At 70.3% G+C, this 22,419-nt stretch carries 29 protein-coding genes; 15 read left to right on the top strand and 14 right to left on the bottom strand.

The features are described from left to right. Positions 1-114: 114 nt before the first annotated feature. Positions 115-939: an alpha/beta fold hydrolase gene (locus tag QSK25_RS33730; protein WP_285644336.1), complete on the bottom strand. Its 825-nt coding sequence runs from the start codon at positions 937-939 to the stop codon at positions 115-117. Positions 940-1,008: 69 nt separating this feature from the next. Continuing rightward, the gene (locus tag QSK25_RS33725) at positions 1,009-1,383 is read right to left on the bottom strand and encodes an AraC family transcriptional regulator (protein WP_285644335.1); all 375 of its coding nucleotides are present in this window, start codon (positions 1,381-1,383) and stop codon (positions 1,009-1,011) included. A gap of 17 nt (positions 1,384-1,400) precedes the next feature. Between QSK25_RS33725 and QSK25_RS33720 the strand changes: the two genes are divergently transcribed. Genes QSK25_RS33720 through QSK25_RS33700 form a run of 5 tightly spaced genes read left to right on the top strand, consistent with a single transcriptional unit; the run spans position 1,401 to position 3,394 of the window. Next, positions 1,401-1,634: an ATP-binding protein gene (locus QSK25_RS33720; RefSeq protein WP_352236689.1), complete on the top strand. Its 234-nt coding sequence runs from the start codon at positions 1,401-1,403 to the stop codon at positions 1,632-1,634. Continuing rightward, a complete protein-coding gene (locus QSK25_RS33715) occupies positions 1,635-1,775 on the top strand; it encodes a hypothetical protein (protein WP_285644334.1) in 141 nt (46 codons plus the stop codon). A 40-nt stretch (positions 1,776-1,815) separates the two neighbouring features. After that, on the top strand, positions 1,816-2,247 hold the full coding sequence (locus tag QSK25_RS33710; protein WP_285644332.1) for an SRPBCC family protein: 432 nt from the start codon (positions 1,816-1,818) through the stop codon (positions 2,245-2,247). 25 nt (positions 2,248-2,272) lie between these two features. Further along, positions 2,273-2,914, top strand: a complete 642-nt coding sequence (locus QSK25_RS33705) for a hypothetical protein (protein ID WP_285644331.1) — start codon at positions 2,273-2,275, stop codon at positions 2,912-2,914. Between the two features lie 9 nt (positions 2,915-2,923). Further along, positions 2,924-3,394, top strand: coding sequence for a MarR family winged helix-turn-helix transcriptional regulator (locus QSK25_RS33700; protein ID WP_285644330.1), 471 nt, complete (start codon positions 2,924-2,926; stop codon positions 3,392-3,394). A gap of 21 nt (positions 3,395-3,415) precedes the next feature. Here QSK25_RS33700 and QSK25_RS33695 read toward each other — a convergent pair whose 3' ends face one another. After that, positions 3,416-4,114, bottom strand: a complete 699-nt coding sequence (locus tag QSK25_RS33695) for an alpha/beta fold hydrolase (RefSeq protein WP_285644329.1) — start codon at positions 4,112-4,114, stop codon at positions 3,416-3,418. A gap of 165 nt (positions 4,115-4,279) precedes the next feature. On the opposite strand from QSK25_RS33695, the gene QSK25_RS33690 reads away from it, so the two are divergent. The 8 genes from QSK25_RS33690 to QSK25_RS33655 all read left to right on the top strand — a co-directional run bounded on the left by QSK25_RS33690 (position 4,280) and on the right by QSK25_RS33655 (position 11,149). Further along, positions 4,280-5,245, top strand: a complete 966-nt coding sequence (locus QSK25_RS33690; RefSeq protein WP_285644328.1) for an SLAC1 family transporter — start codon at positions 4,280-4,282, stop codon at positions 5,243-5,245. Positions 5,246-5,261: 16 nt separating this feature from the next. Then, positions 5,262-5,552 carry an antibiotic biosynthesis monooxygenase gene (locus QSK25_RS33685; RefSeq protein ID WP_285644326.1) on the top strand — a complete coding sequence of 97 codons (291 nt, stop codon included), beginning with the start codon at positions 5,262-5,264 and terminating at the stop codon, positions 5,550-5,552. A 42-nt stretch (positions 5,553-5,594) separates the two neighbouring features. Next, complete coding sequence (locus QSK25_RS33680; RefSeq protein ID WP_285644323.1) at positions 5,595-6,482, top strand: LLM class flavin-dependent oxidoreductase; 888 nt, start codon at positions 5,595-5,597, stop codon at positions 6,480-6,482. Positions 6,483-6,752: 270 nt separating this feature from the next. Next, positions 6,753-7,595 (top strand): alpha/beta hydrolase, encoded by an 843-nt coding sequence (locus tag QSK25_RS33675; RefSeq protein ID WP_285644322.1) that lies wholly within the window; start codon positions 6,753-6,755, stop codon positions 7,593-7,595. Positions 7,596-8,170: 575 nt separating this feature from the next. Continuing rightward, positions 8,171-8,611 carry an NUDIX domain-containing protein gene (locus QSK25_RS33670; protein ID WP_285644321.1) on the top strand — a complete coding sequence of 147 codons (441 nt, stop codon included), beginning with the start codon at positions 8,171-8,173 and terminating at the stop codon, positions 8,609-8,611. Positions 8,612-8,690: 79 nt separating this feature from the next. Next, positions 8,691-9,239, top strand: a complete 549-nt coding sequence (locus tag QSK25_RS33665; RefSeq protein WP_285644319.1) for a hypothetical protein — start codon at positions 8,691-8,693, stop codon at positions 9,237-9,239. Between the two features lie 12 nt (positions 9,240-9,251). Continuing rightward, positions 9,252-9,884, top strand: a complete 633-nt coding sequence (locus QSK25_RS33660; RefSeq protein ID WP_285644317.1) for an HIT family protein — start codon at positions 9,252-9,254, stop codon at positions 9,882-9,884. After that, complete coding sequence (locus QSK25_RS33655) at positions 9,881-11,149, top strand: hypothetical protein (RefSeq protein WP_285644316.1); 1,269 nt, start codon at positions 9,881-9,883, stop codon at positions 11,147-11,149. Before QSK25_RS33660 ends, QSK25_RS33655 begins: the two co-directional genes overlap by 4 nt. On the opposite strand, the gene QSK25_RS33650 is transcribed toward QSK25_RS33655, so the two are convergent. From QSK25_RS33650 to QSK25_RS33640, 3 genes are all read right to left on the bottom strand, one after another. Continuing rightward, positions 11,079-11,777, bottom strand: coding sequence for a class I SAM-dependent methyltransferase (locus tag QSK25_RS33650; RefSeq protein ID WP_285644315.1), 699 nt, complete (start codon positions 11,775-11,777; stop codon positions 11,079-11,081). The genes QSK25_RS33655 and QSK25_RS33650 overlap by 71 nt on opposite strands. Before the next feature lie 68 nt (positions 11,778-11,845). Continuing rightward, positions 11,846-12,823 (bottom strand): NADPH:quinone reductase, encoded by a 978-nt coding sequence (locus QSK25_RS33645; RefSeq protein ID WP_285644314.1) that lies wholly within the window; start codon positions 12,821-12,823, stop codon positions 11,846-11,848. A 65-nt stretch (positions 12,824-12,888) separates the two neighbouring features. Continuing rightward, positions 12,889-14,361 (bottom strand): tannase/feruloyl esterase family alpha/beta hydrolase, encoded by a 1,473-nt coding sequence (locus tag QSK25_RS33640; RefSeq protein ID WP_352236678.1) that lies wholly within the window; start codon positions 14,359-14,361, stop codon positions 12,889-12,891. 93 nt (positions 14,362-14,454) lie between these two features. Here QSK25_RS33640 and QSK25_RS33635 point away from each other — a divergent pair, with 93 nt between their 5' ends. Continuing rightward, a complete protein-coding gene (locus QSK25_RS33635) occupies positions 14,455-16,062 on the top strand; it encodes a serine/threonine-protein kinase (protein ID WP_285644312.1) in 1,608 nt (535 codons plus the stop codon). A gap of 121 nt (positions 16,063-16,183) precedes the next feature. On the opposite strand, the gene QSK25_RS33630 is transcribed toward QSK25_RS33635, so the two are convergent. Beyond that, the gene (locus QSK25_RS33630) at positions 16,184-16,378 is read right to left on the bottom strand and encodes a ferredoxin (protein WP_285644309.1); all 195 of its coding nucleotides are present in this window, start codon (positions 16,376-16,378) and stop codon (positions 16,184-16,186) included. A 4-nt stretch (positions 16,379-16,382) separates the two neighbouring features. Continuing rightward, positions 16,383-17,591, bottom strand: a complete 1,209-nt coding sequence (locus QSK25_RS33625; RefSeq protein ID WP_285644308.1) for a cytochrome P450 — start codon at positions 17,589-17,591, stop codon at positions 16,383-16,385. A gap of 69 nt (positions 17,592-17,660) precedes the next feature. Between QSK25_RS33625 and QSK25_RS33620 the strand changes: the two genes are divergently transcribed. Beyond that, positions 17,661-18,299: a TetR family transcriptional regulator gene (locus QSK25_RS33620; RefSeq protein ID WP_285644307.1), complete on the top strand. Its 639-nt coding sequence runs from the start codon at positions 17,661-17,663 to the stop codon at positions 18,297-18,299. A 16-nt stretch (positions 18,300-18,315) separates the two neighbouring features. Here QSK25_RS33620 and QSK25_RS33615 read toward each other — a convergent pair whose 3' ends face one another. From QSK25_RS33615 to QSK25_RS33590, 6 genes are read right to left on the bottom strand one after another with little or no spacing between them, the layout of a single operon-like run. Further along, a complete protein-coding gene (locus tag QSK25_RS33615; protein ID WP_285644306.1) occupies positions 18,316-18,603 on the bottom strand; it encodes a hypothetical protein in 288 nt (95 codons plus the stop codon). Continuing rightward, on the bottom strand, positions 18,600-18,917 hold the full coding sequence (locus QSK25_RS33610; protein ID WP_285644304.1) for a hypothetical protein: 318 nt from the start codon (positions 18,915-18,917) through the stop codon (positions 18,600-18,602). The genes QSK25_RS33615 and QSK25_RS33610 overlap by 4 nt, the downstream gene beginning before the upstream one ends. Positions 18,918-18,964: 47 nt before the next feature. Then, complete coding sequence (locus tag QSK25_RS33605) at positions 18,965-19,429, bottom strand: SRPBCC domain-containing protein (protein WP_285644302.1); 465 nt, start codon at positions 19,427-19,429, stop codon at positions 18,965-18,967. After that, complete coding sequence (locus QSK25_RS33600; protein WP_285644300.1) at positions 19,426-20,205, bottom strand: SDR family oxidoreductase; 780 nt, start codon at positions 20,203-20,205, stop codon at positions 19,426-19,428. The genes QSK25_RS33605 and QSK25_RS33600 overlap by 4 nt, the downstream gene beginning before the upstream one ends. Further along, positions 20,205-21,353, bottom strand: a complete 1,149-nt coding sequence (locus tag QSK25_RS33595; protein WP_285644299.1) for a sulfotransferase family protein — start codon at positions 21,351-21,353, stop codon at positions 20,205-20,207. The genes QSK25_RS33600 and QSK25_RS33595 overlap by 1 nt, the downstream gene beginning before the upstream one ends. Beyond that, entirely contained in the window at positions 21,350-22,405 is a 1,056-nt protein-coding gene (locus tag QSK25_RS33590) for a DUF1214 domain-containing protein (protein ID WP_285644298.1), read from the bottom strand. The genes QSK25_RS33595 and QSK25_RS33590 overlap by 4 nt, the downstream gene beginning before the upstream one ends. Between the last annotated feature and the right edge of the window lie 14 nt (positions 22,406-22,419).

Here is a 22,419-nt window from a genome sequence, read left to right as displayed (position 1 = left end):
CCCGCCTCCGGTGCGGGTGGTGCGTGGGTCCGGGGCGCGACCCCGAATCGCGCGGCGGACCCGTCGTGCTGAGGCTGTGCGGCCCGGACGCGACCCCGGCACCGATCAGTCCACTCAGGACCTGATGAACTCCAGCAGGTCGGCGTTGATCACGTCGGCGTGCGTGGTCGGCATGCCGTGCGGGAAGCCTTCGTAGACCTTCAGCGTCCCGTTCTTCAGCAACGGCGCGGACAGCAGCGCGGCGTCGGCGATCGGCACGATCTGGTCGTCGTCGCCGTGCATCACCAGGACCGGCACGGTGATCTTCTTGAGGTCCTCGGTGAAGTCCGACTCCGAGAACACCTTGATGCCCTCGTAGTGGGCGAGCGCCGAGCCCATCATGCCCTGGCGCCACCAGTTCGCCACCAGTGCCTCGCGCACCTCGGCGCCGTCGCGGTTGAAGCCGTAGAACGGGCCGGTGGGCAGCGCGCGGTAGAACTCGGAGCGGTTGGCCGCGAGCTGGGCGCGGAGGTCGTCGAAGACCTCGATCGGCAGGCCGCCCGGGTTGGCCTCCGTCCTGAGCATCAGCGGCGGGATGGCCGCGAGGATCGCCGCCTTGGCGACGCGGGACTCGCCGTGGTTCGCGATGTAGCGGATGACCTCGCCGCCGCCGGTCGAGTGCCCGATGTGGATCGCGTCACGCAGGTCGAGGTGCTCGGTGACGGCGGCCAGGTCGGACGCGTAGTGGTCCATGTCGTGGCCGGTGCCGACCTGGGCCGAACGGCCGTGGCCGCGGCGGTCGTGGGCGATGACGCGGTAGCCCTGCCGCACGAAGAACAGCATCTGGGTGTCCCAGTCGTCCGACGAGAGCGGCCAGCCGTGGCTGAAGACGATCGGCTGACCGGTGCCCCAGTCCTTGAAGAAGATGTCCACGCCGTCCTTGGTGGTGATCGTCGGCATCGCCCTGCTCCTGTCTGGTCGTTTCCGTTGGGAGCTACTCTGCCGCGGCCGTCGTGCCGACAGGGTCTGTCACATGACTGGAGCGACGGTCCGACCGTCATGTGACGGTGCCGGGCGGTGCCGGGCGGTGCCGGGTCGGCGGGAGGACGACTCGCGGCGGAAGCGGGCCGGCGACGTGCCGAGCGCCGCCCGGAACGCCTGGCTGAACGCCGACTCGGAGCGGTAGCCGACCTCGCGCGCCACGGTCGTGCCGGTGCGTGCGCTGAAGTGGCGCAGGAAGGTCGCGCGGGACATCGACGCCTCGGCCGCCAGCCGTTCGATCGTCCACGCCTCACCCGGCTGTTCCAGCGCGCCGGAGATCACCCGGCCGAGCACGTCGTCGCCCGTCGCCGTCCACAGGCCGGGGGTGTCGAGCCGCTGGTCGGGGCGGCTGCGCAGGGTCATCACCAGCACCGCGTCCGCTGATCGGCCGCGAGCAGGACATCAGTGCCATCAGGGCGTACTTCGACACCGCCGGAGTGCGCGGCGGAGCGCTGCTCGTGAGCGGGGACGCCGGGGTCGGCAAGACCGCCGTCCTCGACCGGCTGGCCGTGCAGGTGAACGGCGCGCTGGGGCTCAGGGCGGCCGGCGCGCAGTTCGGGTCCGAGATCAACCACTCGACGCTCAACCAGCTGCTGTTCCCTCTCGGTGACTAGATGCCCCCGCTCGGCGAGGTCCACCGCACGGCGCTGAGGTGCGCGCTCGGGTTCGACGTCGGCCCCGTTCCCGACCGGCTCGTGGTGTCGAACGCGGCCCTTCTCTGGTTGCGCGCGTACGACGAGCGGACCGTCATGTGACTGATGTTGTGCCCGCGGGTCCCAGGAGACGCTGAGGGGCATGACTGAAGTCCATTGGCCGCCAGGCTGGGGGCCGGCGCAGTGCGACAGCTTCGTGAGCCACGAACGGTTCGTCGCGGCGGCGCCGGAGGTCCTCTTCGACCACCTCACGGCGGCGGGGGAGTGGCCGGAGTGGCAGCGCGGGACCACCGAGGTCCGGGCCGGCGGTGAGCTGTCGGTCGGCAGCGGGTTCGTCGTGGTGACAGCCCTGCACGCGCTCGACGGCATCGTCGGCGAGCTCGACCGTCCCGAACGGTTCGGCTGGATCGCGGTGAGCGACGGCCTGAGCTTCTACCAGTCGTGGCTGCTGACCCCGATCCCGGCGGCGGCACCCGAGTGGTCTTCGAGGAGGCCTCCCGGGGCCCGTCCGCGACCCTGCACGCCGCCGAGCGGCTCGACCAGACGAAGGAGTGGCTGGCCTCCCTCGATTTAGTCATGTATAGTGACTATCACGAAGGATGACCAGTTGGGAGTTCGTCATGATCACCACGCTCGACCACGAGGCCGTTTTCGAGCAGGCCTGGGCGCGGCCCGGCACCACGACGGCCGACCTGCCCCCGGTGCGGGTCAACGAGGTGCTGCGCGAGCGCTACCGGGTCACCCCGCCGTTCGAGTACACGGGCACCCAGCTCTGGGACATGGAGGTCCGCAAGGCGAAGGCGCCCGACGTCTTCATCCCGACCGTCGTGCTGCCGGGCGCCGAGAGGTTCCCGAGCGTCTGGCACGGCCAGGTCGAGGAGTTCACGCGGGTGTCCGAGCAGCGCCTGTGGGCGGACGACTCGCGGACCGGGAGGGTCATCGAGCACGTGCGGCTCGACCACGAGAACCGCCGCGCGCTCTTCGTGGGCGACGAGCGGTTCGAGGCGCCGGACGGCCGCGTGTTCACCGCGGGCACCGGTCAGCCGATCTTCCACGTCGAGCACTCGGTCGGCGGCACGGAGGCCGACCCGCTCAACCTGTGGAAGGTCGTGAACCTCACCGACGAGGTCGCCCCCGAGCTCGCGGCGGCGTTCGATAAGATGGCGAAGGACCCCTACCTGCGCGTGTTCGTCGAGGTTCATCTGCGGGAGGTCCTCGGACGCGAACTCGTCCGCCGCTAGGGTGGCCGGATGGTCACCCGCGCGGAACGCAACGCCTCGAACCCCGATCTGGGGGTCCTGTCGGGCCGCCTGCTGTTCGCCGTGCAGCGCGAACTGTTCCAGACCCTCGCCGAGCTGGGGTTCGGAGACCTGAAGCACCGCCACGGCGCGGTGCTCGCCTACCTGGACCCGGACGGGGTGCGCGCGACCGACCTCGCGCACCTGTCGGGTCAGCACAAGCAGATCGTCGGCACGCTGATCGACGAGCTCGAGACGCTCGGCTACGTCGAACGCAGGCCGGACCCGAGCGACCGCCGGGCGAAGCTGGTCTGCCCCACCGGCCGCGGCCTCGCCCAGATGAAGGCCGCAGACCACATCATGGCCGCGATGCAGGAACGGCACGCTGAACGCGTCGGCAAGGGCGAGTACACCCGCTTCAAGCGGATGCTCGTCGACATCACCGAGCACCAGCGCCTGGCCGGTCGGTCCACACAGGACTGACCGGCCGTTCCGCCGCGTGCGCTAGGCGTTCGCCGCCTTGAGGATGACGTCGGCCACGAGGTCCGGCCGCGACGCGAACACCGCGTGCGAGGCGCCCTCGACGCTGACGACCTCCGCGCCCGCGCGTTCCGCCATGAAGTGCACGGCCGCCGCCGGGATGTTCCGGTCCGCCTCGGCGACGACGAACCAGCTCGGCAGTCCGCGCCACGCCTGCGGTCCCTCCGCCTCCTCGTTCAGGGCGGCGATCGTGATCGGCCGCTGCGTGATCGCCATCAGGGCGGCCTGCTGCTCGGGCACGTCCGCCACGAACTGCTGGTGGTAGAGCTCCTGCGCCACGTAGGCGTCCTGCCCTCCGTCGGGCAGGTCGACCGTGCGCAGCGTCTCCCCGAGCGTGCTGCCGGGGAACTTCCCGGACAGGCTCGCACCGCTCTCCCCGGCCTCGGGCGCGAACGCCGCCACGAACACCAGCGCCGTCACGTTCTCGGCCCCGGCGCCGGCCTTGCTGATGACCATGCCGCCGTAAGAGTGGCCGACCAGGACGACCGGTCCCTCGATGGAGTCGACGAGCGCACGCACCCGGGCGGCGTCGTGGGCGACCGACCGCAACGGGTTGGCCGCCGCGACGACGCGGTGCCCCTCGGCCCGCAGGCGGTCCGCGACCGGACCCCAGCCGCCCGACTCCGCGAAAGCTCCGTGTACCAGAACGATGGTGGGTTTCATGCCTTCCAGCCTGATCGCGCCGGTCGTGGACAGCGCCCGTCACATGACTGTCGTCCGACGGTGAGCGCGACGGTCGTCTCGACGACGGTCATTTGACAGACGCACCGGCATCGCCTGGAGGAGCAGTGTTCTGGTCATCGGAACGGACTGTCCACGGAGGACATCATGACCAGCACGCTCGTCCAGCCCGGCACCCCCGCGCAGCCGGTGACGAGGATCCCGCTCACGACGTTCGCCATCGGCTTCGGCCTCGCGGGCCTCGCCGGCGCGTGGAGGTCGGCGGCCCCGGCGCTGGGTCTGCCGGCCGTCGTGCCGCAGGCGTTCCACGCGGTGGCGGCGATCGCGTGGGTGTGGCTGGTCGTCGCCCACCTCGTGCGCGGCGCCAGAGGAGAGGAACGGCTGATCGACCAGATCAGGCACCCCTCCCAGGGGCCGGTCGCGTCGCTCGCCCCGGTCACCGCGATGCTGCTGGCCGCACAGCTCCACACGTACTCGCACGCCGCCGGCTGGGCGCTCTACCTGCTGGCACTGACCGGATCGGCCGCTCTGGTGGTCGTCGTGTTCGGCCGTTGGTTCGAGGGCGGACTGGAGCACGAGGCACTGCACTCCGGCTACCTGCTGCCGACCGTCGCGCCCGGACTCATCGGCGCCGACGTGGCCGCGAAGATGGGCAACACCGGCCTCGCCTGGGGGTTGTTCGCCACCGGCACGTTCTTCGGCGTCGTGATGACGGGGCTCGTGGTGCAGCGGCACTCGTTCCGCGCCCCGCTGCCGGACGCCTTGGCGCCCACGGCGATGATCCTGCTCGCGCCGCCCGCCGTCGGTGGCCTCGCCTGGTTCACGTTGAACGGCCACGTGATCGACCCCGTCGCGGACTCGATCGCCGGTGTCGGCGTGGTGCTGCTGCTGATGCAGCTCGGCATGCTGCCTCGCTACCGCAGGCTGAAGTTCTCGATGGGCTTCTGGTCGTTCACCTTCCCGTTGGCCGCCGCGGTCTCGCTCACCGAGCAGTGGCTCGCCATCGCCCAGCCGGGCGGATGGCGCTGGATGACCGGGGCGATGCTGCTGGCCATCACGGTGTTCATCGGCACCATCGGGTGGCGCTCGATCCCTGGATTTAGTCATCAATAGTGACTATCATGGTTTCATGACTACTTCAGTGGAACTGACCCGCTTCCGCGTGGCGCCGGAGAACGTCGAGGCGCTGCTCGCCGCCCGTCCCGGGATGATCGCCGACTTCGAGGCCGACCGCGAGGGGTTCCTCGGCGCCCGGCTCGTGCGGCTGCCCGACGGCGAATGGCTCGACATCGTCGAGTGGCGGTCCTCGGCGGACCACGCCGCTTCGAGTGCCAAGGGCCCGAACCGTCCGGGCATCAAGGCGTTCTTCGACGCGATCGATTCCCTGGTCAGTGCGGAGGAAGGCGTGCTCTCCGAGTAGGAGAGCCAGAACCGGGGGAGATAGGCACAGGAGGAGACAGCCGTGTTGCAGGCACTCAGCTTCGGCATCTCGGTCGCGCCGTCGGTCGACGTCGACCAGAACAGGGCGGTCGTCGCGGCGGCCGAACGGTCGGGGCTCGACCTCGTCGGCGTCCAGGACCACCCGTACGTGGCAGACGACCTCGACTCGTTCGCGCTCATCGGCGACTTCATCGCCCACACCGGGAAGATCTCGTTCTTCCCCGACGTCGCGAACCTCCCGCTGCGGCCCGCGCCGATGCTCGCCCGCCAGGCGAGCGCACTGAGCCGCCTGTCGGGCGGGCGTTTCCACCTGGGGCTCGGCGCGGGCGGCTACTGGGACGCGATCACCAAGCTCGGCGTGCCGCGCCGCAGCCCCAAGGAAGCCCTTGAGGCGCAAGCGGAAGCGATCGACCTGATGCGCGCTCTCTGGCAGCCGCGCCGGCACGTGACGGCGCAGGGCAGGTGGTACTCGGTGGAGCGGCTGACGTCCCAGTCGCCCGGCCCCGGCGGGGTCGAGATCTGGGTCGGGGCACAGGGGCCGCGCAGTCTCGCGCTCACCGGACGGACCGCGGACGGCTGGGCCGCGCCGATCCCGTCGTACCTGCCGTACGAGAAGTGGGCCGAGAGCAACACCCTGATCGACCGGGCGGCGCTCGACGCCGGTCGTGAACCCGGATCGGTGCGCCGGATCGCGCAGCTCGTCGGCACGATCACGGACACGCCCGGATCCGTTGACCTGCAAGGGTCCGCGCCGATCCGCACGGACGCGCAGGGCTGGGCGGACGTGCTGACCGAGCTCGCGACGCTGTCGTTCACCGGGTTCGTGCTGTGGCCGGAGGCCGATGCCGCGGAGCAGGCCCGCCGGTTCGGCGAGGAGGTCGCGCCGGTCGTGCGCGTCCGGTTGGACTGACGCACCAACGAGAAAGCCGGGCGCCCGGCTCTGTTCGTCACTGTTTCCGGTGGGACGAGACGATCCGGGCGAGCAGGGGCCGAAGTCCGTGTCGAGGCCACCGGCATGTGCCACGCGGACCTGGTGGCGCGCGACGGCGACTTCCCGCTCCCACTGCCCGGTGTCGTCGGCCACGAGGGCGAGCGCGTGGCCGGATGCCGGTCGGCGAGAACAGCGAGGCGCACGACCTCCCATCGCTACTTCATCCCTGCTGGAAAGAGGAATCTCGTCATGGCTTCCAAGATCGCCTACGGTTCGTTGCCGTCGCAGTTCGGTGTGCTGCACCTGCCGGCTGGCTCCGGGCCGTTCCCCGTCGTCGTGATGGTGCACGGTGGGTGGTGGGCCGCGATGTGGGACGACACCGCCGTGCAGCCGTTGATCTCCGACCTGGTGGGGGAGGGGTACGCGGTGTGGAGCGTCGAGTACCGGCGGATGGGGGAGGCCGGCGCCGGGTGGCCCGGCACGTTCTCCGACATCGCTGCGGCGGTGGACTTCGTCGGCTCGCTCGATGCGCCGCTTGACCTGTCGCGGGTTGCGGTGGTCGGGCATTCGGCCGGCGGGCACCTGGCCACCTGGACCGCGCATCGAGGCGCGTTGCCCGCCGGTGTCGTGGGGGCTGAGCCTTCCGTTGCTCTTGTCGGTGTCGTGTCCGTCGCCGGTGTGCTGGACCTGGTTGCCGCTGACGGGGCCCGGTTGGGGACCGAGCTGGCGGACCTGAGCAGGGAGCCGCCGCGGGGGGCGCCCGGGCCGTCCGGGCCTGACTTCTGGCCGCTCGTCGCCGCTGGGGTCGGGGAGGGGATGACCCGGTTCTTCGTGGGGACTTCCGCTGTTGCGGATCCCGGGCTGTACGCGCTGGTCTCTCCTGCGGAGATGGGGGATGCCGGGGTGCCCGTGCTGGCCGTGCACGGGTCTGCTGACGAGGTGATCCCTCAGGAGTTCAGCCGGACCTATGCCGCGCGGCATGCGTTGGGGGAGTTCGTGGATTCGCCTGGTGGAGATCACTTCAGCGTGATCGAGCCCGACTCGCACGCTTGGTCGGTGGCCAGGAAGTGGTTGGCGGACAAGCTTTCGTGACAGTGATGGCGGTGGCCGGGCAGACCTCGACGCGCCGGGTCGTTTCATCACCGCTTCTGCTCCTTCTCCTGCGCGGCGAGGTTTTGAAACAGGTCACGGCGTCGTGTGGCGACTGGACACTCACCGGGTGAATTTCTTTCGTCCTCGTGGAAGCGGGTGGCGGTGGACCGATTCTGTTCATTGGTGGAATATCCATTGCGCCGGCCGGTGTGAATCACCGCACTGGGTGAATCTGTTGCAGCATTGGGACCTTGTGGTGTGACGCCGCTGAGCTGGCGACTTCCCGGAGTGACCGGCTCTGGCGGCATCATCCGGCCGGATGCCCCGCGTCGAGTGCCTTCGCCGGAGCGGGTCGCTGTGGTTTACTTCTGGCCCAAACAAGCGATGCTCGAACTTCCGTGACAACAGTTCATCGGACAGGAGCCAGGTCAGAGGTGGTCGCCTCGTGGCTTGGAATGCGGTGATGGGTCCGCGTGGCGCGCATGTCCGGTGTTCTGGCCGCCCCTCACCGTTTCCGGTGGTTTTGCCGACCTTTCGGTCGGTGGACTCCGCCACTACTCAAGCGCGGGACAAGCATGAACCTCCAGTTCGCTCAGAAGGCCGTCGTGATTCAGGACGGCGCACTTCTCATGGTTCGCAAGAGCACGGAAGACCCGCACAACCCGAACCGGTGGGAGTTGCCCGGCGGCCGCATGAAGGCGCACGAGTCGGTCGACGAGCACTTGTGCCGTGAGGTGTGGGAAGAGGTCGGACTGGAGGTCGCCCCAGGGCGGCCTCTTTCGGTGTGGTCGTGGACCATGGACGGTGTGAACGGTGTCGTCACCGTGGTCGCCGTCGCGAGGGTGTGCGAGGTGGTGGCCGGGAAGATCACGGCGGACCACCGCGACGTGGACGACCACCTCGCGGAGATCGAGTGGGTGCCGCTCGGTTCCGTGCTCGGGCTGAACGCCATTCCCAGCCAGGAGGCGGTTCTGCGGCAGATCGTGGAGGAGTCCCTGGTGGGCGCGTCGCACTGACATGGGTCTGCCGGGCAGAACCACGCGCATTGTCATCTCCGGGTACACGGCGGCGGGCAAGACCACGCACGCTCGGCTGATGGCGCGCGAACTGGGGTGGCGTTACGCGGGCATGTCCGCGGTGATGCACGAACTCCTCGGTGTGACCGGGCGGGCGCGGGAGTGGGAGGCCGGCTTCGACGCACGGCGTGCCGCCGACGCCCGCATCGATCGCCTCGCCGACGAGCGGATGACGGAGTTCGTCGCGGGCCTGGAGAACGTCGTGGTGGACGCGTGGCTCCAGCCGTGGCTCCAGCCGGTCGGCAGCGTGCTCAACGTGTGGCTCGAGTCGGATCGCCGCAGCAGGGCGGTGAAGTGCGCGGTGTCCTTCCTGCGCAACGGAGAGCGGCGTTCTGTCGCGGAGAGCGGAGACCTCGTCTCGGCCAAGGACGGCTTCTCCCAGGAGCAGTTCGCCCGCCTGTACGGGATCGCCTTCTCCTACTCGCCCGAGGTTTTCGACCTGAGGTGTGACAACTCCGGCTACATCGAGGCTCCCACGCTGGAGGCGTCGGACCGCGGTATCCGTGAGTTCCAGGAAGTCCTGATGAGAGACGTAGAGGGCCTGCTGGCAGAAGATCCATCATCCTGACGAGGAGTCGACATGCACCATGAGGGATGTTTCCTGTGTGGCGCCATTCTCGGTGACCGGGACATTCCGTGGACCGATCGGCCGTTGTTCCTCGACCCCCGGTTCGGGGCGGTGGTGCCCGGCGCGGGGGCGCTGGTGTCGGGGTACGTCCTCATCGCCCCGAGCACGCATTCACCGAGCCTGTGCGCTGTTCCGCCGCGGTCGGGCTTCACCGGGTTCCTGGCGGCGGCGCTCGACTTCCTGCAGGACGCCATGGGGCCCCTGACCTACTGGGAACACGGCGGGACCTCGGCCGGCTTCCCGGCGCCGACGTCCTCGTGCGTCGACCACGCTCATCTGCACGTGGTGCCGGGTGAGCCGCCGCTGACCTTGCCGTCACCGTCCCTCGAGGAGGCTGACGACCTGATCACCCTGCTGGGAGCCGCACACGCCGAGTGGTCGTCGCTGCCGTACCTCCTCGTCGGTGGCACCGGCCGGAGGTGTTCGCTCGGCCGGGACGTCGGTGTGCCGCAGTACTTCCGGCGACAGCTGGCCCAGTGGACCGGCGAGCCGCATTCCTGGGACTACGCGGCGGTGCCCGACGAGGTGCGGATGAGGGAGACCGTGCTCCGGCTGTTGCGGCAGAGCCAGGGCACGATGAGATGAGCACGCGACTGCTGCCCGCTGTTCGTGCGTACCGGTGTGTGGACGAGGACCTGGTCAGGATCTCGCTGTCGGCGGTGAGGCGGCGGTTCGAGGTGCTGCTGGCGGTGGGGGTTCAGGCGAAGCAGTTGCCGGGGCAGCTGATCGCCGCGGGCCAGTACCTCGACCGCCACGGCTTCGACCAGCGCGGCCTCTTCGGCACCGCCGCGGCGATCCTGGTGCTCGCCCAGGCAGGGCAGGACGAGAAGTCGATCGAGACGATCCAGGCGCTCGTGGACTACCTGCACGACCGCGCCGAACTCGAGCCGCGACTCGCCGCCTCCCCGGAGGAAGCCGTCGAGATCAGCCGTCGCATCGAAGTCGAGCAGCTGGACACGTTCAAGACGGCGGACCTGGTGTTCGCGTTGTCCTTCGTCCCGGCCGTCGTGTCCCGGCGGGACGAGTTGCTGCGCTCGTTGACGCGACGGATCGACCAGGCCCGCCTGCCTCAGGGAGGCTGGGCCACCCGGCTCGACGGTTCGGGCGAGTTCAACGCCCTGGCGACGGCTCACGTTCTGCGCGCGATCCGGGCCGCGGCGGTGCCCGTCCGGTCCGGTGACACCGACGCGCTGGTCGAGTCGGTGCTCGGCGGGGAGGCGCGCGATCTTGACAAGTACGTGCGGTGCTTCGCTTTGCTGGCTCTGACGTACTGCGACATCAAGGAGCACCGCTCCGCGATCGAGCACGAGTTCCGGCGGCTGACCCGGGAGTTGCGCGCCGACCTGGGTGTGCTCGCGGAAGCCAACTACGAGTACACCGCCGGAAGACGGCAGTACTACGTGCGGATCCCGTGGCAGCTGTACCTGGTCGAACTCACCGTGCGCCTGCACCCGACGGGCAGGTTCTTCCACTCGTACGTCCAGGACCACCTCCTCCAGGTGGTCGACGCGGTCACTTCGCCGGAAGGGTTCCGGTACCCGGCCTCCGGTAGCGCCCAGTCGACGCGGACGTACGGCACGGTGTGCAACCTCCTGCACGAGATCCACCAGCGCCTGACGAGCGTCCCGCGCATGCGGATGGCGAGCCGGACGATCAACAGCGTCACGAGGTTCGCGTACTCCAAGGCGGCCGCGACCGCGTTGTGGCTGTCGATCAGCGCGGTGGTGGTGATCACCACGGTGCAGTGGTGGCTGGACGACAAGAGTTCGGCTGCCGAGCTCACGCCGAACTTCCTCGCCACGTTCGTCCTGGTGCTCGGACAGATCGCTCTGAACCGGGTCCGCCGCTAGGCCGCCGCTTGCGCGCGATCAGCCTGGTGAACGAGCTGGGAAAGCCGAACGCGTCGCCGTCGTACTGGCTCAGTTCCTCCACGTCGAACAGCGGCGCGGTCACCTCCCTGAGATAGGGCGGGTCGATGAAGTGCCGCACGTGGCCGTCCAGGACGTACATGTCCCTCTCCACCCGGATTCCCCTGGCGTAAAGAGGATCCTTTGTGGACTTCACCAGTGCCGCGAACACCGCGCCCGGCTTGAGCACCCGGTGGATCTCGGACAGCACCCGCCTGGTCACGTCATCGGTGAAGTAGTGCAGGGACAAGCGGCTGTAGACGACGTCGAAGCACTCGTCCCCGGCCGGCAGAGAGCTCGTCATGTCCGCGGCGACATACGTCACCGCGTCGCCGCCGAGGGACTTCGCTTCGCGGAGCGCGACCGGTGAGATGTCCGTTGCCACCACGGAATGGCCGCACTCGGCGAAGTAGCGCGCGTCGTGCCCCCGTCCGCAGCCCAGTTCCATGACGCGTCCGGGACGATCGAGCGTTGCGGCGGCCGTCAGCGCGAGGTCCGACGGAGTCGTGGCCGAGGTGGTCACCCTGCGCGCGCGGTACAGCTCGTCCCAGTACGGGGCTTGGTTCGCCATCGACTGTCTCCGCGGGAATCACGACAGGGGCCGGGTTCTGGACGTGGCAGCGTATCCGAACGAGCGGGCTAGAGGGTGATGATCACGCGGCCTGCCGCGCCCGTGCGTTCGGCCGCGTCCTGGGCGTCCGCGATCTGGTCCAGGGTGAAGCGCCCGGCGATCGGGTAGCGGAGGTCGCCCGCTGCCAGGGCGGCGGTGAGGTCGCGGGCCGCGTGGTCGTTGGCCTCTTCCGGGAAGTCGTCGTTGCTGAGGTGCTGGACGGTGATGTTCTTGAACGCCAGCGACCAGTACGGGAGCGGGGCTTCGGGGTCGCTGGTGGCGTAGGTGGCGATGACGCCGTGGTGCTTGAGGACCTCCACGTCGAACGCCGCGTTGCCCGCCAGGTCGATCTCGGCCACGCGGTCCACGCCGTCCGGGGCGATGGCCCTGATCTGCGCCACGGCGTCGCCGGTGTCCAGGCGGACCACGTGATGGGCGCCCGCGGCCAGGACCTCGTCCACCTGGTCGGCGTGGCGCACGGTGGCGAGGACGGTGGCGCCGCCTCGGCGGGCCACGGCCAGGGCTGCTCTGCCGACGCCGCCCAGCGGGCCGGTGACGAGGACGGTCCCGCCCTGCACCGGGCCGCTCGCGAAGACCGCGCGGTGGCCGGTGATGCCCGGGATGCCGACGACGGCGGCCTGTTCCAGGTCGGCCTCGGGAGGGAGGGGGACGGCGTGGGCCGCCGGGACGACGACGTGCTCCGCCGCCGTCCCGAACGGGCGGTAGGACTGGGCCAGGTAGACCCAGACCCGTTCGCCGATGCGCGTCGCGTCCACGCCGGTGCCCGTCGCGTCGACGGTGCCCGCGCCGTCGCCGTGGGGGACGACTCGGGGGTACGTCATCGTGGAACCCCAGTAGCCGCGGCGTTTGCCCACGTCGCCGACGTGGACGCCGGAGACGGCGACCTTGACCCGCACCTCGCCCGGGCCCGGTTCCGGAAGGGGTACCTCGCCCACCTCGAACACCTCGTGGGCGGGTCCCTGCTTCCCGTAGTAGGCGGCGCGCATCGCTGGACTCCTCTGACTCGTCGGATGTAGTAACTGTACTTGATAGTCACTAATCCTGACTGGTTCTAGAGGCAGCGGTAGCTGGAGCTCACCTTCGGGTCACCGTGGAGGTAGCGCGAAGTGCGGGGGTAGAGGCACAGGTCGCGGCTGGTGTCGGCGGTGGCGGCGGCGAGGGTGCCGGGGGCCTTGCCCCGTTCCACCCAGTCGACCAGCGACTTCAGCGGGTCGGTGGGCTGGGGGCCGTTGCCGCCCAGGCAGTGGTCGACGCCGGGGGCGGTGAAGAGGCGGTAGAAGTCGTTGACGTGGCCCATGCGGCGTTCCACCTGCTGGCGGTACGCCAGGGTGCCGCCCGGTGGGATGAGCTGGTCGTTGGTGCCCACCCACGTGATCAGCTTGCCGCCCGCCCGACGGAAGGCGGAGAGGTCGGGGTTAGAGGTGCCGATCGAGCCGTCGAACTCGCGCACGGACTGGCGGAACAGGTCGCGGAACTGGGTGTAGGTCAACGTCGAGGTGTCGAAACCCGGCTGCTTGAGCAGGAAGTTCTGCACCCAGAGCTGGGCCACCGGGAAGCCGGTGGACGGGAAGCCCGGGATCGTGCCCGCGAGCCACACCGGGTCGGCGCCCTTCGGGAGGCCCGGCCAGAGACCGCGGCCGCGCTCGTCGGTCGGTCCGTCCCAGATCTTGCGCATGACGTCGGCGTCGGCCTTCGACACGGTCACTTCCGCGCCGTCGCACAGGATCTTCTTGCCGATCAGCTGACGCGGGTCGTAGCTGCAGCGGTCCGGGCGGTCGACGATCCGGTTCGTCACGCCGTCGGAGGCGTCGCACGCGTCGATCGCGGCCTGGCGGAACGCCTCCAGCACGCAGTTGCCGACGATGTGCTTGTCGTTGTACTGCACGGTTTGCGGCCAGAGCGTGGCCACGGCGAACTGCGACCAGTTCACGGCGGGGGCGACGGCCAGCACGCCGTCGTAGTCGCCGGGGAAGTTCTGGGCCTCGGCGTACCCCTGGCGGCCGCCGGTCGAGCAGCCGTTCCAGTAGGAGTACGTGGCGGAACGCTGGTAGTGCTTGCGCACCACCTGCTTCGCGAGGACGGCGGCCTCGTGCACCGAACGCGTCGCGAAGTTCGTCAGCAGGGTCTGGTCGAGCCGGCCGTCCTTGACGGCCCAGCTCGCGTTCAGGCCGTCGAGCACACCCGCGTCGGTGGTCACGGCCGCGTAGCCGTCCTGGATCGCCTTCGCGAAGGGGGCCCCGGTGTCACCGGCGGCGTAGGCGCTGCCGCCGACGCCCTGCAGCCGTCCGCTCCAGGCCTGCGGCAGGCCGACGACGACCTTCACGTGGTCGTCGGTGTGGGTGAGCGTCACGGTGATCTCGCAGTGCGAGTCGCGGCTCACGGCGTCCACGGACTCGATCTTCGCGCCGGCCGGGGCGGTGACCGCCACCGGTGCGCAGCCCGGCGTGGCGGCCGAGGCCGGTGCCAGCGGGGTCAGGCCGGTCAGGAGCAGCGTTGTGGCCAACAGCTTCGTCAGTCGTCTCACGCCGCGCGACGTTAGGTACGAGCGGCCGGCGGTCGCGCCCGTCAGGTGACGGTGCCCGTGTACGTCACTGGACCGGGTGACAGACTTCCGCGCATGCGCGAGGTGGGGAACAGACGCTACCGGCTGGTCCGTGAGCTGGGCCGCGGCGGCATGGGGGCCGTGTGGCTCGGCCAGGACACCGTCCTCGGCCGCGACGTCGCCGTCAAGGAACTGCTGCTGCCCGGCAACGTCCCCGACGGCGAACGGGCCGTGTACCGGGAACGGGTGCTGCGCGAGGCGCGCATCGCGAGCCAGCTGCAGGACCCCGCCGTCGTCACCGTCTACGACCTCATCGCCGAGGACGGCCAGACGTTCATCGTGATGGAGCTGATCAACGCTCCCACGCTGGAGTCGCTGGTCGAGAAGTCCGGGCCCCTCGGCACGCGCGCGGCCGCGACGCTCGCCGGCCAGCTGCTGGCCGCCCTGGAGGCCGCGCACGAGTCGGGTGTGGTGCACCGGGACGTCAAGCCCGGCAACGTGATGGTGCCGGGCAAGGGCACCGCGAAGCTCACCGACTTCGGCATCGCCCAGTCCGTCGACGACCCCCGGCTGACCGCCACCGGCACGTTGATCGGCTCGCCCGCGTACATGTCCCCGGAACGCCTCGCGGGCGGCGACGCCTCACCCGCGTGGGACCTGTGGGCGTTGGGCGCCACGCTCTTCTTCGCCGTGGAGGGCCGCGGCGCGTTCGACCGCGCCACCACCTCGGCGACGATCCTCGCGGTGATGAGCGAACGCCCGGTGCCCAAGGTGCTCGGCCCGCTCGGCGACCTGATCAGGGGCCTGATGGACCCCGACCCGGCGCGCCGGACCACCGTCGCCCAGGCGCACCGGCTGATCGAGCACGCCCTGACCGTCGCGGAGCTCTACCCGGCCCAGCCGTCCGTCCACACCGGACCCGTGGTGGACGGACGACCCACCGTCGCCGGCCCGGCGCCCGGGCCCGGCCTCCCGAACGTGAACGGTGGCGGTGGCGTGTTCGGGCCGCCGCCCACGTCCGGGCCGGTGGTGATCGGCCAGTTCGCGCCCGCGCCGTCGGTGCACGTGCCGCCGCGCCGCAGGCGTTCGGTCGGGCTGTTCCTGTCGGCGGTGCTCACGCCGCTGTTCCTCGTCGGCGCGCTGGTGTTGCTGTACTTCACCGTGTTCAAGCCGATGATCGACAACATCGGCACCGGCGGCCTCGGCGGCATCACGCCCGGACCGGCCAGCACCGCCGCCATGCAGCCGGTGCTCACTCTCGGCCCCGACGGCGACCTCAAGCACGACTCGCTGATCTCGTTCCCCGACGCCTGCCTCACCTGGACGCCCGCCAAGGGCGCGCGCAAGATCGAGACGAAGGACCGGGTCGGCTGCTACGCCGAGCACGAGACCGAACTGCTCGACACCGTGCTGGCCAACACCGAGATCGAGAAGGACGTCCCGTACCCCGGTGCCGAGGAGCTGACCAGGATCGGCGGCACCGGGTGCACGAAGACGTTCCTGTCCGACGAGGTGAGCGGGCAGGACAAGGAGAAGACGCTGCGGTACTGGGTGATCATCCCGACCGCCGAGGCGTGGAAGGTCAGGACGGAGAACGGGTACCGCAGCTCGGACCGGCTGATCTACTGCTACGTCGGCAAGGCGGACGGCTCGAAGCTGGTCGAGCCGCTCATGAAGGACTGACGAGCCACTCCGGCGGAACGGAAACGCCGCCCCCGGCGAGTCCGATGTGGACGTCGACCGGGGTGGCCACCGACGCGGCGGGGAACGGAGGTGCGGCCGGGCAGCCCCGGCCGCACCGCGCTCAGTCCTCGACCGCGATCGCCGACGCCGGGCACACCGCCGCCGCGTGCCGCACGTCCGCGAGCCGCTCGGCCGGCGGGCTCGCGTCCAGCAGGTCGACGAGACCGTCCTCGTCGCGCTGGTCGAACACGTCGTCCGCGGCCAGCACGCACTGGCCCGCTCCGACGCACTTGCCCTGGTCCACCACTACCTTCACGGCTCTACCTCCAGGTCACGGGCAGTTCGGCGACGCCACCGGTGAGCGTCGCGCGGACCTGCAGCTGGTCGAGTTCCTTGGCCAGGCGCATCTGCGGCAGGCGCTGGGCCAGGGCGCGGAACACCACGCGCAGCTCCGTGCGGGCGAGTGAGGCGCCGATGCAGAAGTGCGCGCCGTGGCCGAAGCCGAGGTGTGTCCTCTCCGGACGGTCCGGGTTGAACTCCTCGGCCTCGGAGTAGACGGTCACGTCGCGGTTGGCGGCGTTGATCGAGAGCACGAGCGCGTCACCGGCGCGGATCGTCACGCCCGCGAGGTCGACGTCCTCCTTGGCGTAGCGCAACAGCCCGAGGTCGCCGGGGGCACCGAGGCGCATGACCTCCTCGACCACCGCGTCGACGCGGCCGTCCGGGTCGGCGACGAGCGCGTCCCAGCGGGAGCGGTCGGTGAGCAGGAACAGCACGCCGAGGCCGATCCGGTTGACCGTGGTCTCGTGGCCCGCGAACAGCAGGCCGACGCACAGGCGCACCATCTGCACGTAGTCGAACGACTCGTCCTCGGCCTGCGCGCGCACCAGGTCGGAGATCACGTCCTCACCGAGCTGCCCGCGCTTGCCCTCGACGAGCCCGACCATGTAGCGGAAGAACTCCTCGCGGGCCTGGTGGGCCTCCGCGCCGATCTCGGTGCTCGCCATGCGTTCGGACAGCGACGCGAACAGCTCGTTGTCCTCCTCCGGCACGCCGAGCAGGCCGCAGATCATGGCCACCGGCAACGGGAACGCGAGCCCGCGGTGCAGGTCGACCACGCCGGTCTGCTCGTGCTCCGCGATCAACGTGTCGAGGCACGCGTCGACCAGGCGTTCCATGTTCTCGCCGAGCATCCGCATCCGCTTGGCCGAGAACGCCGGCGTGAGCAGGCGCCGCATCCGCGTGTGGTCGGCCTCCTCGGTCGCGTACTCACCGGTCGGGCCGTCCTGCACGGCTGAGGTCGAGATGCGCGACGCCTTCTCCGGTTCCGGGTGGGAACGGCCGAAGCGCTTGTCGCCCAGCAGGAGCTTGACCTCCTCGTACCGGGTCACGAGCCACGCCGGGTCGCCCGCGGGGGTCGTCACGGGCGCGATCGGCGCCTCCCGGCGCAGCACCTCGTAGAGCGGGGCGAGATCGAGGACGTTCGGCCTGGCCAGCGGCAGCTGCAAGCGCTCTGCGTCAATGCTCATGCACCGACCGTAGCGCTTAATGGCAGATGGTGCCAATAAATGTGCTCAGTCGTGTGGTTGAATCGCCCGATGACGGACGTTGTGACGCAAAAGCCGCGCCGGGGCAGGCCGCCGGTGAGCGACGAGCAGCGTCAGCGTCAGCGGCTCGACCTCTCGCGCCACGCGGTGCGCCTGTTCGCCGAGCAGGGCGTCGCGGCGACGTCGGGGGAGCAGATCGCGCAGGCGGCGGGGGTCTCCGAGCGCACGTTCTGGCGCTACTTCCCGCAGAAGGAGGCCTGCGTCGAACCGTTGCTCACCAAGATGGTCGACGCGTTCTGCACGGTGGTGCGGGCCTGGCCGCGCGCACTCGAACTGGTCGACCACCTGCGCGAGGCCTACACGCCGTTGCTCGACGCGGCCTCCGACGAGGACATCGAGGCCGTGCTCGCGGTGGTCCGGCTGACCCAGAACGAACGTGCGCTGCGCGCCGCGTACCTGATGCTGCGCGAACGGGCCGAGGACGCGCTCGCGGACGTGCTCGCCCGCAGGGCCGGGCTGCCCCGCGACGCCCTCGAGGTGCGGGTGCAGGCAGCGGCGATGAGCGCGGTGCTCAAGGTCGCGACCGACGACGTCGCGAAGGCCGCGGCGGACGGGGTGACCAGGGCGACCCTGGAGGGGCACCGCGAGCAGATCGCCGCGGCACTGCGAGGACTTTCGCAGATGCTGTGACCGCGGGGGTCAGGGTCTAATCCCCGAGGAACAGGAAGATCGTCGCCACCAGCGTCACCCACAGCACGAGCCCGAACACGCCGGCCAGGATCATGCCGTTGGCCGCCGCCCGCCACGATCCGGCGGCTCCGGTCCTGATCAGCGGACCGGCGAGCACCGCGCCGAGCGCGATGAAGAAGAAGGCGGCGAGCTCGACGCCCGCCCAGTTCGCCGGCAGGGCGGCGGTCACCAGGGTCGTCACGGTCAACGCCAGCAACAGGGCGACAACGGCGAAACCGCTCGCCGCGGCGAGGCGGGCGCTCACGGCACCGAGAGGTTCGAGAGGGCGTACGCGAGCAGGACGAAGAACGCGATCAGCAGCACCACGCCGAACGTGCCGCCGATGATCAACCCGGTGCCGAACGACGCCCACGGCGCGGGCGCACGCACCTTCAGCACCACCCCGGCCACCACCGCGGCGAGGGCGAGCCAGAAGAAGGAGTAGGCGTACTGGCCGCCCAGAAAGCCGACGGACCTGCCCACGTCGCTCTGCATGGCGAGGAACAGGAGCGCCAACAGCCCGAGGATGGTGGCGAAACCCGCCATCCCCGCCCCTGAATGACCCTTGGTCTTGTCCACGCACCAAGACTGCCAGTGGTACCAGGTGGAGTCATCGGTACATCTACTCACCCGGTGCCGCGGTTGAACAGCGCTTCGACCCGCGCCACCAACGCGTGTGCGACCGAGTCGAAGCCCTGCTTGACGTAGGCGGCCTGCGCCTCGAACACCGCGTCGGCGTGCTTGCCGGTGAACGTCTCGTACGTCCGGTAGCCGCACCGGTCCGCGCCGAGCGGCGTGATCACCTGGTCCCGCACGCCGAGCAGCCCCGGGAACGTGTCCCCGGTGTCGTAGCGCAGCAACGTCGGCGGCGCCACCACCCGCACGAACTCGCGGCTGACGAACGTCCCCTCGCCGCCGTCCGGCCGGGGCAGCGTGAGGTCGATCGGCGAGCCGACCTCCAGGGTCGTGGCCACGGCCAGGGTGTAGGGATTCCACTGTGGATAGTGCGGGTAGTCGAGCAGCACGTCCCACACGAAGGCGGCGGGCGCCGGGATCTCCACGGCCACGGACTCGATCAGGTGCTCGCTCATGCCGGCATGTGCTCCCCGCCGTTGACGTCGAGCACCGCGCCGGTGACCTCGGAGGCCAAGCGCGACAACAGGAACAGCACGGCACCGGCGCACGCGTCGTCGGTCGGGATGCGGCCCAGCGGGTTGCGGGCGGCGATCTCGTCGTACACGTCCTGCTCGGTGATGCCGCGCGCCTCGGCGGTGAACTTCAGGTAGAAGCGCACGCCGGGGCCGTCCAGCCAGCCCAGGACGGCCTGGTTGGCGCGGATGCCGTGCTCGCCCAGTTCCAGCGCCAGGAACTGGGTCGCGGTCGCCATCGCGGCCTTCGCCACGGCGTAGCCGCCCTCGCCGCGCATCGGCTTGCGGGTGGTCATCGTGCCGATGTTGACGATCGAACCCCGGCCTGCCGCCTTCATGTGCGGCACGACCTCGCGCGTCACGTTGAGCGCGCCGAACAGGATGATGTCCATCGAGCGGCGGACGGCCTTCTCGGGCGTGTCCAGCAGGTCGAACCAGCCGGGGTGGCCGAACGCCGAGTTCACCAGGCCGGTGATCGTGCCGAACCGGTCGACGGCGGTGGAGACCAGCCGGGCCACCTCGTCCGGGCGGCGGACGTCGCACTGCACGCCCACTGCCTCGCCCCCGGACGCCGCGACCTCCTTCGACACCTGCGTCATCACGTCGGCGGAGCGGGCGGCCATGACGACCTTCGCACCCTCGGCGGCGGCGCGGACGGCGAGCTTCGAGCCCAGGCCGGGACCGACGCCGGTGATCACCACGACCTCGTCTTGCAGCATCACAGGTAGACCTCCGAGTAGAAGGCGAAGTCGGCGCGGAGCCGGTCCTCGGACAGCCCGAAGTCCTCGGGGGCGTAGGAGTGCGCACCGTGCCGCTCGGTGCGGTTGCGGGACAGGTAGGCCTCGAACGCGGCGTCGTCGGCGGGACCGGGAGGCAGGCCGAGGGCGTCCAGCACCTGGCGGGCCACCTCGAGCGGTGTGCTGACGGTGTCGGCGAACCGCACGTCCACGAACCGGTCCGGCCGCGCGGACCTCGCCGAGGCGAACCCGCGCAACGTCCGCGCGAACCGGCCGGACCAGTACCGTCCTGCTTGGACCGCGTCGACGTTCTCGCTGTACTGCGAAGACATCGCGCACACCATCGACGCGTACGAGGGCACGGCGTTGACGGGCGAGCGGTGCGTCATCACGATCTTGCAGTCGGGGAACTCGTCCAGCACCGTGTCGACGGCGGTCAGGTGGTGCGGCGACTTCAGCACCCACGGCCGCGCGCGGTCGGCGTGCTGCCATTGCAGCACCTGCAACCACTCGCGCAGTTCGCGGTAGGCCGGGCGCTGGTCGGCGGACCGCAGCCAGTCGCCGTACGCGGGCACCCGGTAGAACGAGTCGAAGCTCATCGACACGAACGTCCGGTCCAGCAGGATCACGTCCTCCTCCGGCCCGTCCCACACGACGGTGTGCAGGTCGCCGAAGTCGGGGGAGAGCTGCGCGAACACCTGCATCCGTTCCTGCGCGCGGCGTTTGCGCTGCTCCGCGTCCGGTCCCTCGCCGGGGAACGGCAGCGGGTAGGCGACCTCCCACGACAGCGTGGACGTCACCTGCGGCGAGGCGGCCAGCAGCCGGTGCAGCAACGTCGACCCGGTGCGCGGCAGCCCGCAGATCTCGGCCGCCACCCGCACCTCGACGTCGAGCACCTCGGGGTGCCGGCGTTGGAGCTCGCGCAGCCGCAACCGGTCCGAGAGCAACGCCGTCAGCCGGTGCTTCGTCAGCTCGAACCCCAGCGGCGACAGCGCGGCCTCGGTGTTCAGGCTGTGCACCAGCACGTCGAGCGGTTCGCGGAACCAGTCGTCGCCGAAGTCCGCCAGCCCGGTCTTCGCACAGGCCCGTTCGACGAGCTCCGGCACGTTCAACGCGGTGGTGACCGTCATCGGACTTCCTCCAGGGGAACCACGCGGCATTTCGGGATCGGGTGTTCGGTCGCGCCGAGCCAGCGCAGCAACGCGGTGCCGGACGTGTGGCCGCAGGTGTCGATCCAGTTGCCCACGCCGGGGTCCGAGGCCGCGACCACGATCGTCAGGCGTCCGTCCCGCAACGCCGCCGTGTGCTTGTTGACGGTGATCCGGCGGCGGTTGTCCAGCGACTCCATCCACCAGTTGCCGAGCTGGAAGTTCCAGTACGGGCAGTCCGGCACGTCGGTCTCGATGACCCACGCCTCGCCGGGCGCGAGCGTCCAGTAGCCGTGCAGGTAGAAGATCTCCGGATCGCCCCCGGCGCGCTGGAACATCTCCTGGCCGAAGTCGGGCAGTTCGTTGGGGCGCTTCATGAACGTGCGCGTCCAGTGCGCGAACGTGGCCGCGGTGCCGTGCACCGACAATGCCGCCCGCTGCAACGCCTTCGCGAGGAATTCGTGGGTGAGAGAAGCAGGTTCCGCAGGTCCGCCGAGCCGCTCGACCTGCCACTGGCCGGGCACCTCGCTCGCCCGGTCCAGGTAGGTCTGGCGCACCACCAGCCCGGTCGAGTCGGGGGCGAGCGGCAACCAGTTCCCGCTGTGCTCGGTGGCGCTCGCGATGATCTCCACGGTGCCGTCCGGCGCGATCACGAGGTCGGCGTCGGACAGTTCGCCGGTCGACGCCATCGTGCCGTCCTTGGCGTACCTGTTGGCCTTCGACCCGATGCTGAAGTAGGAGATGGTGCCGCGCGTCCCGGTGATCCGGTAGTCGCGGTCACCCCGGATGTTCGCCGACAGGTAGACGTTGTCGGGGTTGTCCGCGCCGATCTTCACGAGGTCGAGCTCGTGGAACCGGGGGAAGTCGGGATCGGCGTTGTCCAGACAGGAGTACAGCATCTCCCGCGTCAGCCGGGAGAGGTACCGGTAGCCCTCCGCCCGGTCGAGCGGCGTGTCCGGCGCGTGCTCGGACAGCACCACCCCACCGGCTTCCTCCAACGCCCGGCAGAACTGCGACCACGCCTGATCCGGCACCGCACGCCTCCCGA

It is taken from the genome of Lentzea sp. NBRC 102530 (assembly GCF_030269365.1).
In the GTDB taxonomy this organism is placed as follows: Bacteria; Actinomycetota; Actinomycetes; order Mycobacteriales; family Pseudonocardiaceae; genus Lentzea.
Note: the sequence above shows the minus strand (reverse complement) of the source record. Positions and strands in the feature narration are given on the sequence as shown.

Excerpts from the sequence above, each read along its gene's own strand:
- QSK25_RS33690 (WP_285644328.1), top strand. The coding sequence starts at position 4,280 with ATGACCAGCACGCTCGTCCAGCCCGGCACCCCCGCGCAGCCGGTGACG.
- QSK25_RS33655 (WP_285644316.1), top strand. The coding sequence starts at position 9,881 with ATGAGCACGCGACTGCTGCCCGCTGTTCGTGCGTACCGGTGTGTGGAC.
- QSK25_RS33665 (WP_285644319.1), top strand. The coding sequence starts at position 8,691 with ATGGCGCGCGAACTGGGGTGGCGTTACGCGGGCATGTCCGCGGTGATG.
- QSK25_RS33625 (WP_285644308.1), bottom strand. The coding sequence starts at position 17,591 with ATGAGCATTGACGCAGAGCGCTTGCAGCTGCCGCTGGCCAGGCCGAAC.
- QSK25_RS33715 (WP_285644334.1), top strand. The coding sequence starts at position 1,635 with ATGCCCCCGCTCGGCGAGGTCCACCGCACGGCGCTGAGGTGCGCGCTC.
- QSK25_RS33700 (WP_285644330.1), top strand. The coding sequence starts at position 2,924 with ATGGTCACCCGCGCGGAACGCAACGCCTCGAACCCCGATCTGGGGGTC.
- QSK25_RS33620 (WP_285644307.1), top strand. The coding sequence starts at position 17,661 with ATGACGGACGTTGTGACGCAAAAGCCGCGCCGGGGCAGGCCGCCGGTG.
- QSK25_RS33650 (WP_285644315.1), bottom strand. The coding sequence starts at position 11,777 with ATGGCGAACCAAGCCCCGTACTGGGACGAGCTGTACCGCGCGCGCAGG.
- QSK25_RS33670 (WP_285644321.1), top strand. The coding sequence starts at position 8,171 with ATGAACCTCCAGTTCGCTCAGAAGGCCGTCGTGATTCAGGACGGCGCA.
- QSK25_RS33635 (WP_285644312.1), top strand. The coding sequence starts at position 14,455 with ATGCGCGAGGTGGGGAACAGACGCTACCGGCTGGTCCGTGAGCTGGGC.
- QSK25_RS33645 (WP_285644314.1), bottom strand. The coding sequence starts at position 12,823 with ATGCGCGCCGCCTACTACGGGAAGCAGGGACCCGCCCACGAGGTGTTC.
- QSK25_RS33695 (WP_285644329.1), bottom strand. The coding sequence starts at position 4,114 with ATGAAACCCACCATCGTTCTGGTACACGGAGCTTTCGCGGAGTCGGGC.
- QSK25_RS33730 (WP_285644336.1), bottom strand. The coding sequence starts at position 939 with ATGCCGACGATCACCACCAAGGACGGCGTGGACATCTTCTTCAAGGAC.
- QSK25_RS33595 (WP_285644299.1), bottom strand. The coding sequence starts at position 21,353 with ATGACGGTCACCACCGCGTTGAACGTGCCGGAGCTCGTCGAACGGGCC.
- QSK25_RS33725 (WP_285644335.1), bottom strand. The coding sequence starts at position 1,383 with ATGACCCTGCGCAGCCGCCCCGACCAGCGGCTCGACACCCCCGGCCTG.
- QSK25_RS33660 (WP_285644317.1), top strand. The coding sequence starts at position 9,252 with ATGCACCATGAGGGATGTTTCCTGTGTGGCGCCATTCTCGGTGACCGG.
- QSK25_RS33710 (WP_285644332.1), top strand. The coding sequence starts at position 1,816 with ATGACTGAAGTCCATTGGCCGCCAGGCTGGGGGCCGGCGCAGTGCGAC.
- QSK25_RS33605 (WP_285644302.1), bottom strand. The coding sequence starts at position 19,429 with ATGAGCGAGCACCTGATCGAGTCCGTGGCCGTGGAGATCCCGGCGCCC.
- QSK25_RS33600 (WP_285644300.1), bottom strand. The coding sequence starts at position 20,205 with ATGCTGCAAGACGAGGTCGTGGTGATCACCGGCGTCGGTCCCGGCCTG.
- QSK25_RS33705 (WP_285644331.1), top strand. The coding sequence starts at position 2,273 with ATGACCAGTTGGGAGTTCGTCATGATCACCACGCTCGACCACGAGGCC.
- QSK25_RS33675 (WP_285644322.1), top strand. The coding sequence starts at position 6,753 with ATGGCTTCCAAGATCGCCTACGGTTCGTTGCCGTCGCAGTTCGGTGTG.
- QSK25_RS33685 (WP_285644326.1), top strand. The coding sequence starts at position 5,262 with ATGACTACTTCAGTGGAACTGACCCGCTTCCGCGTGGCGCCGGAGAAC.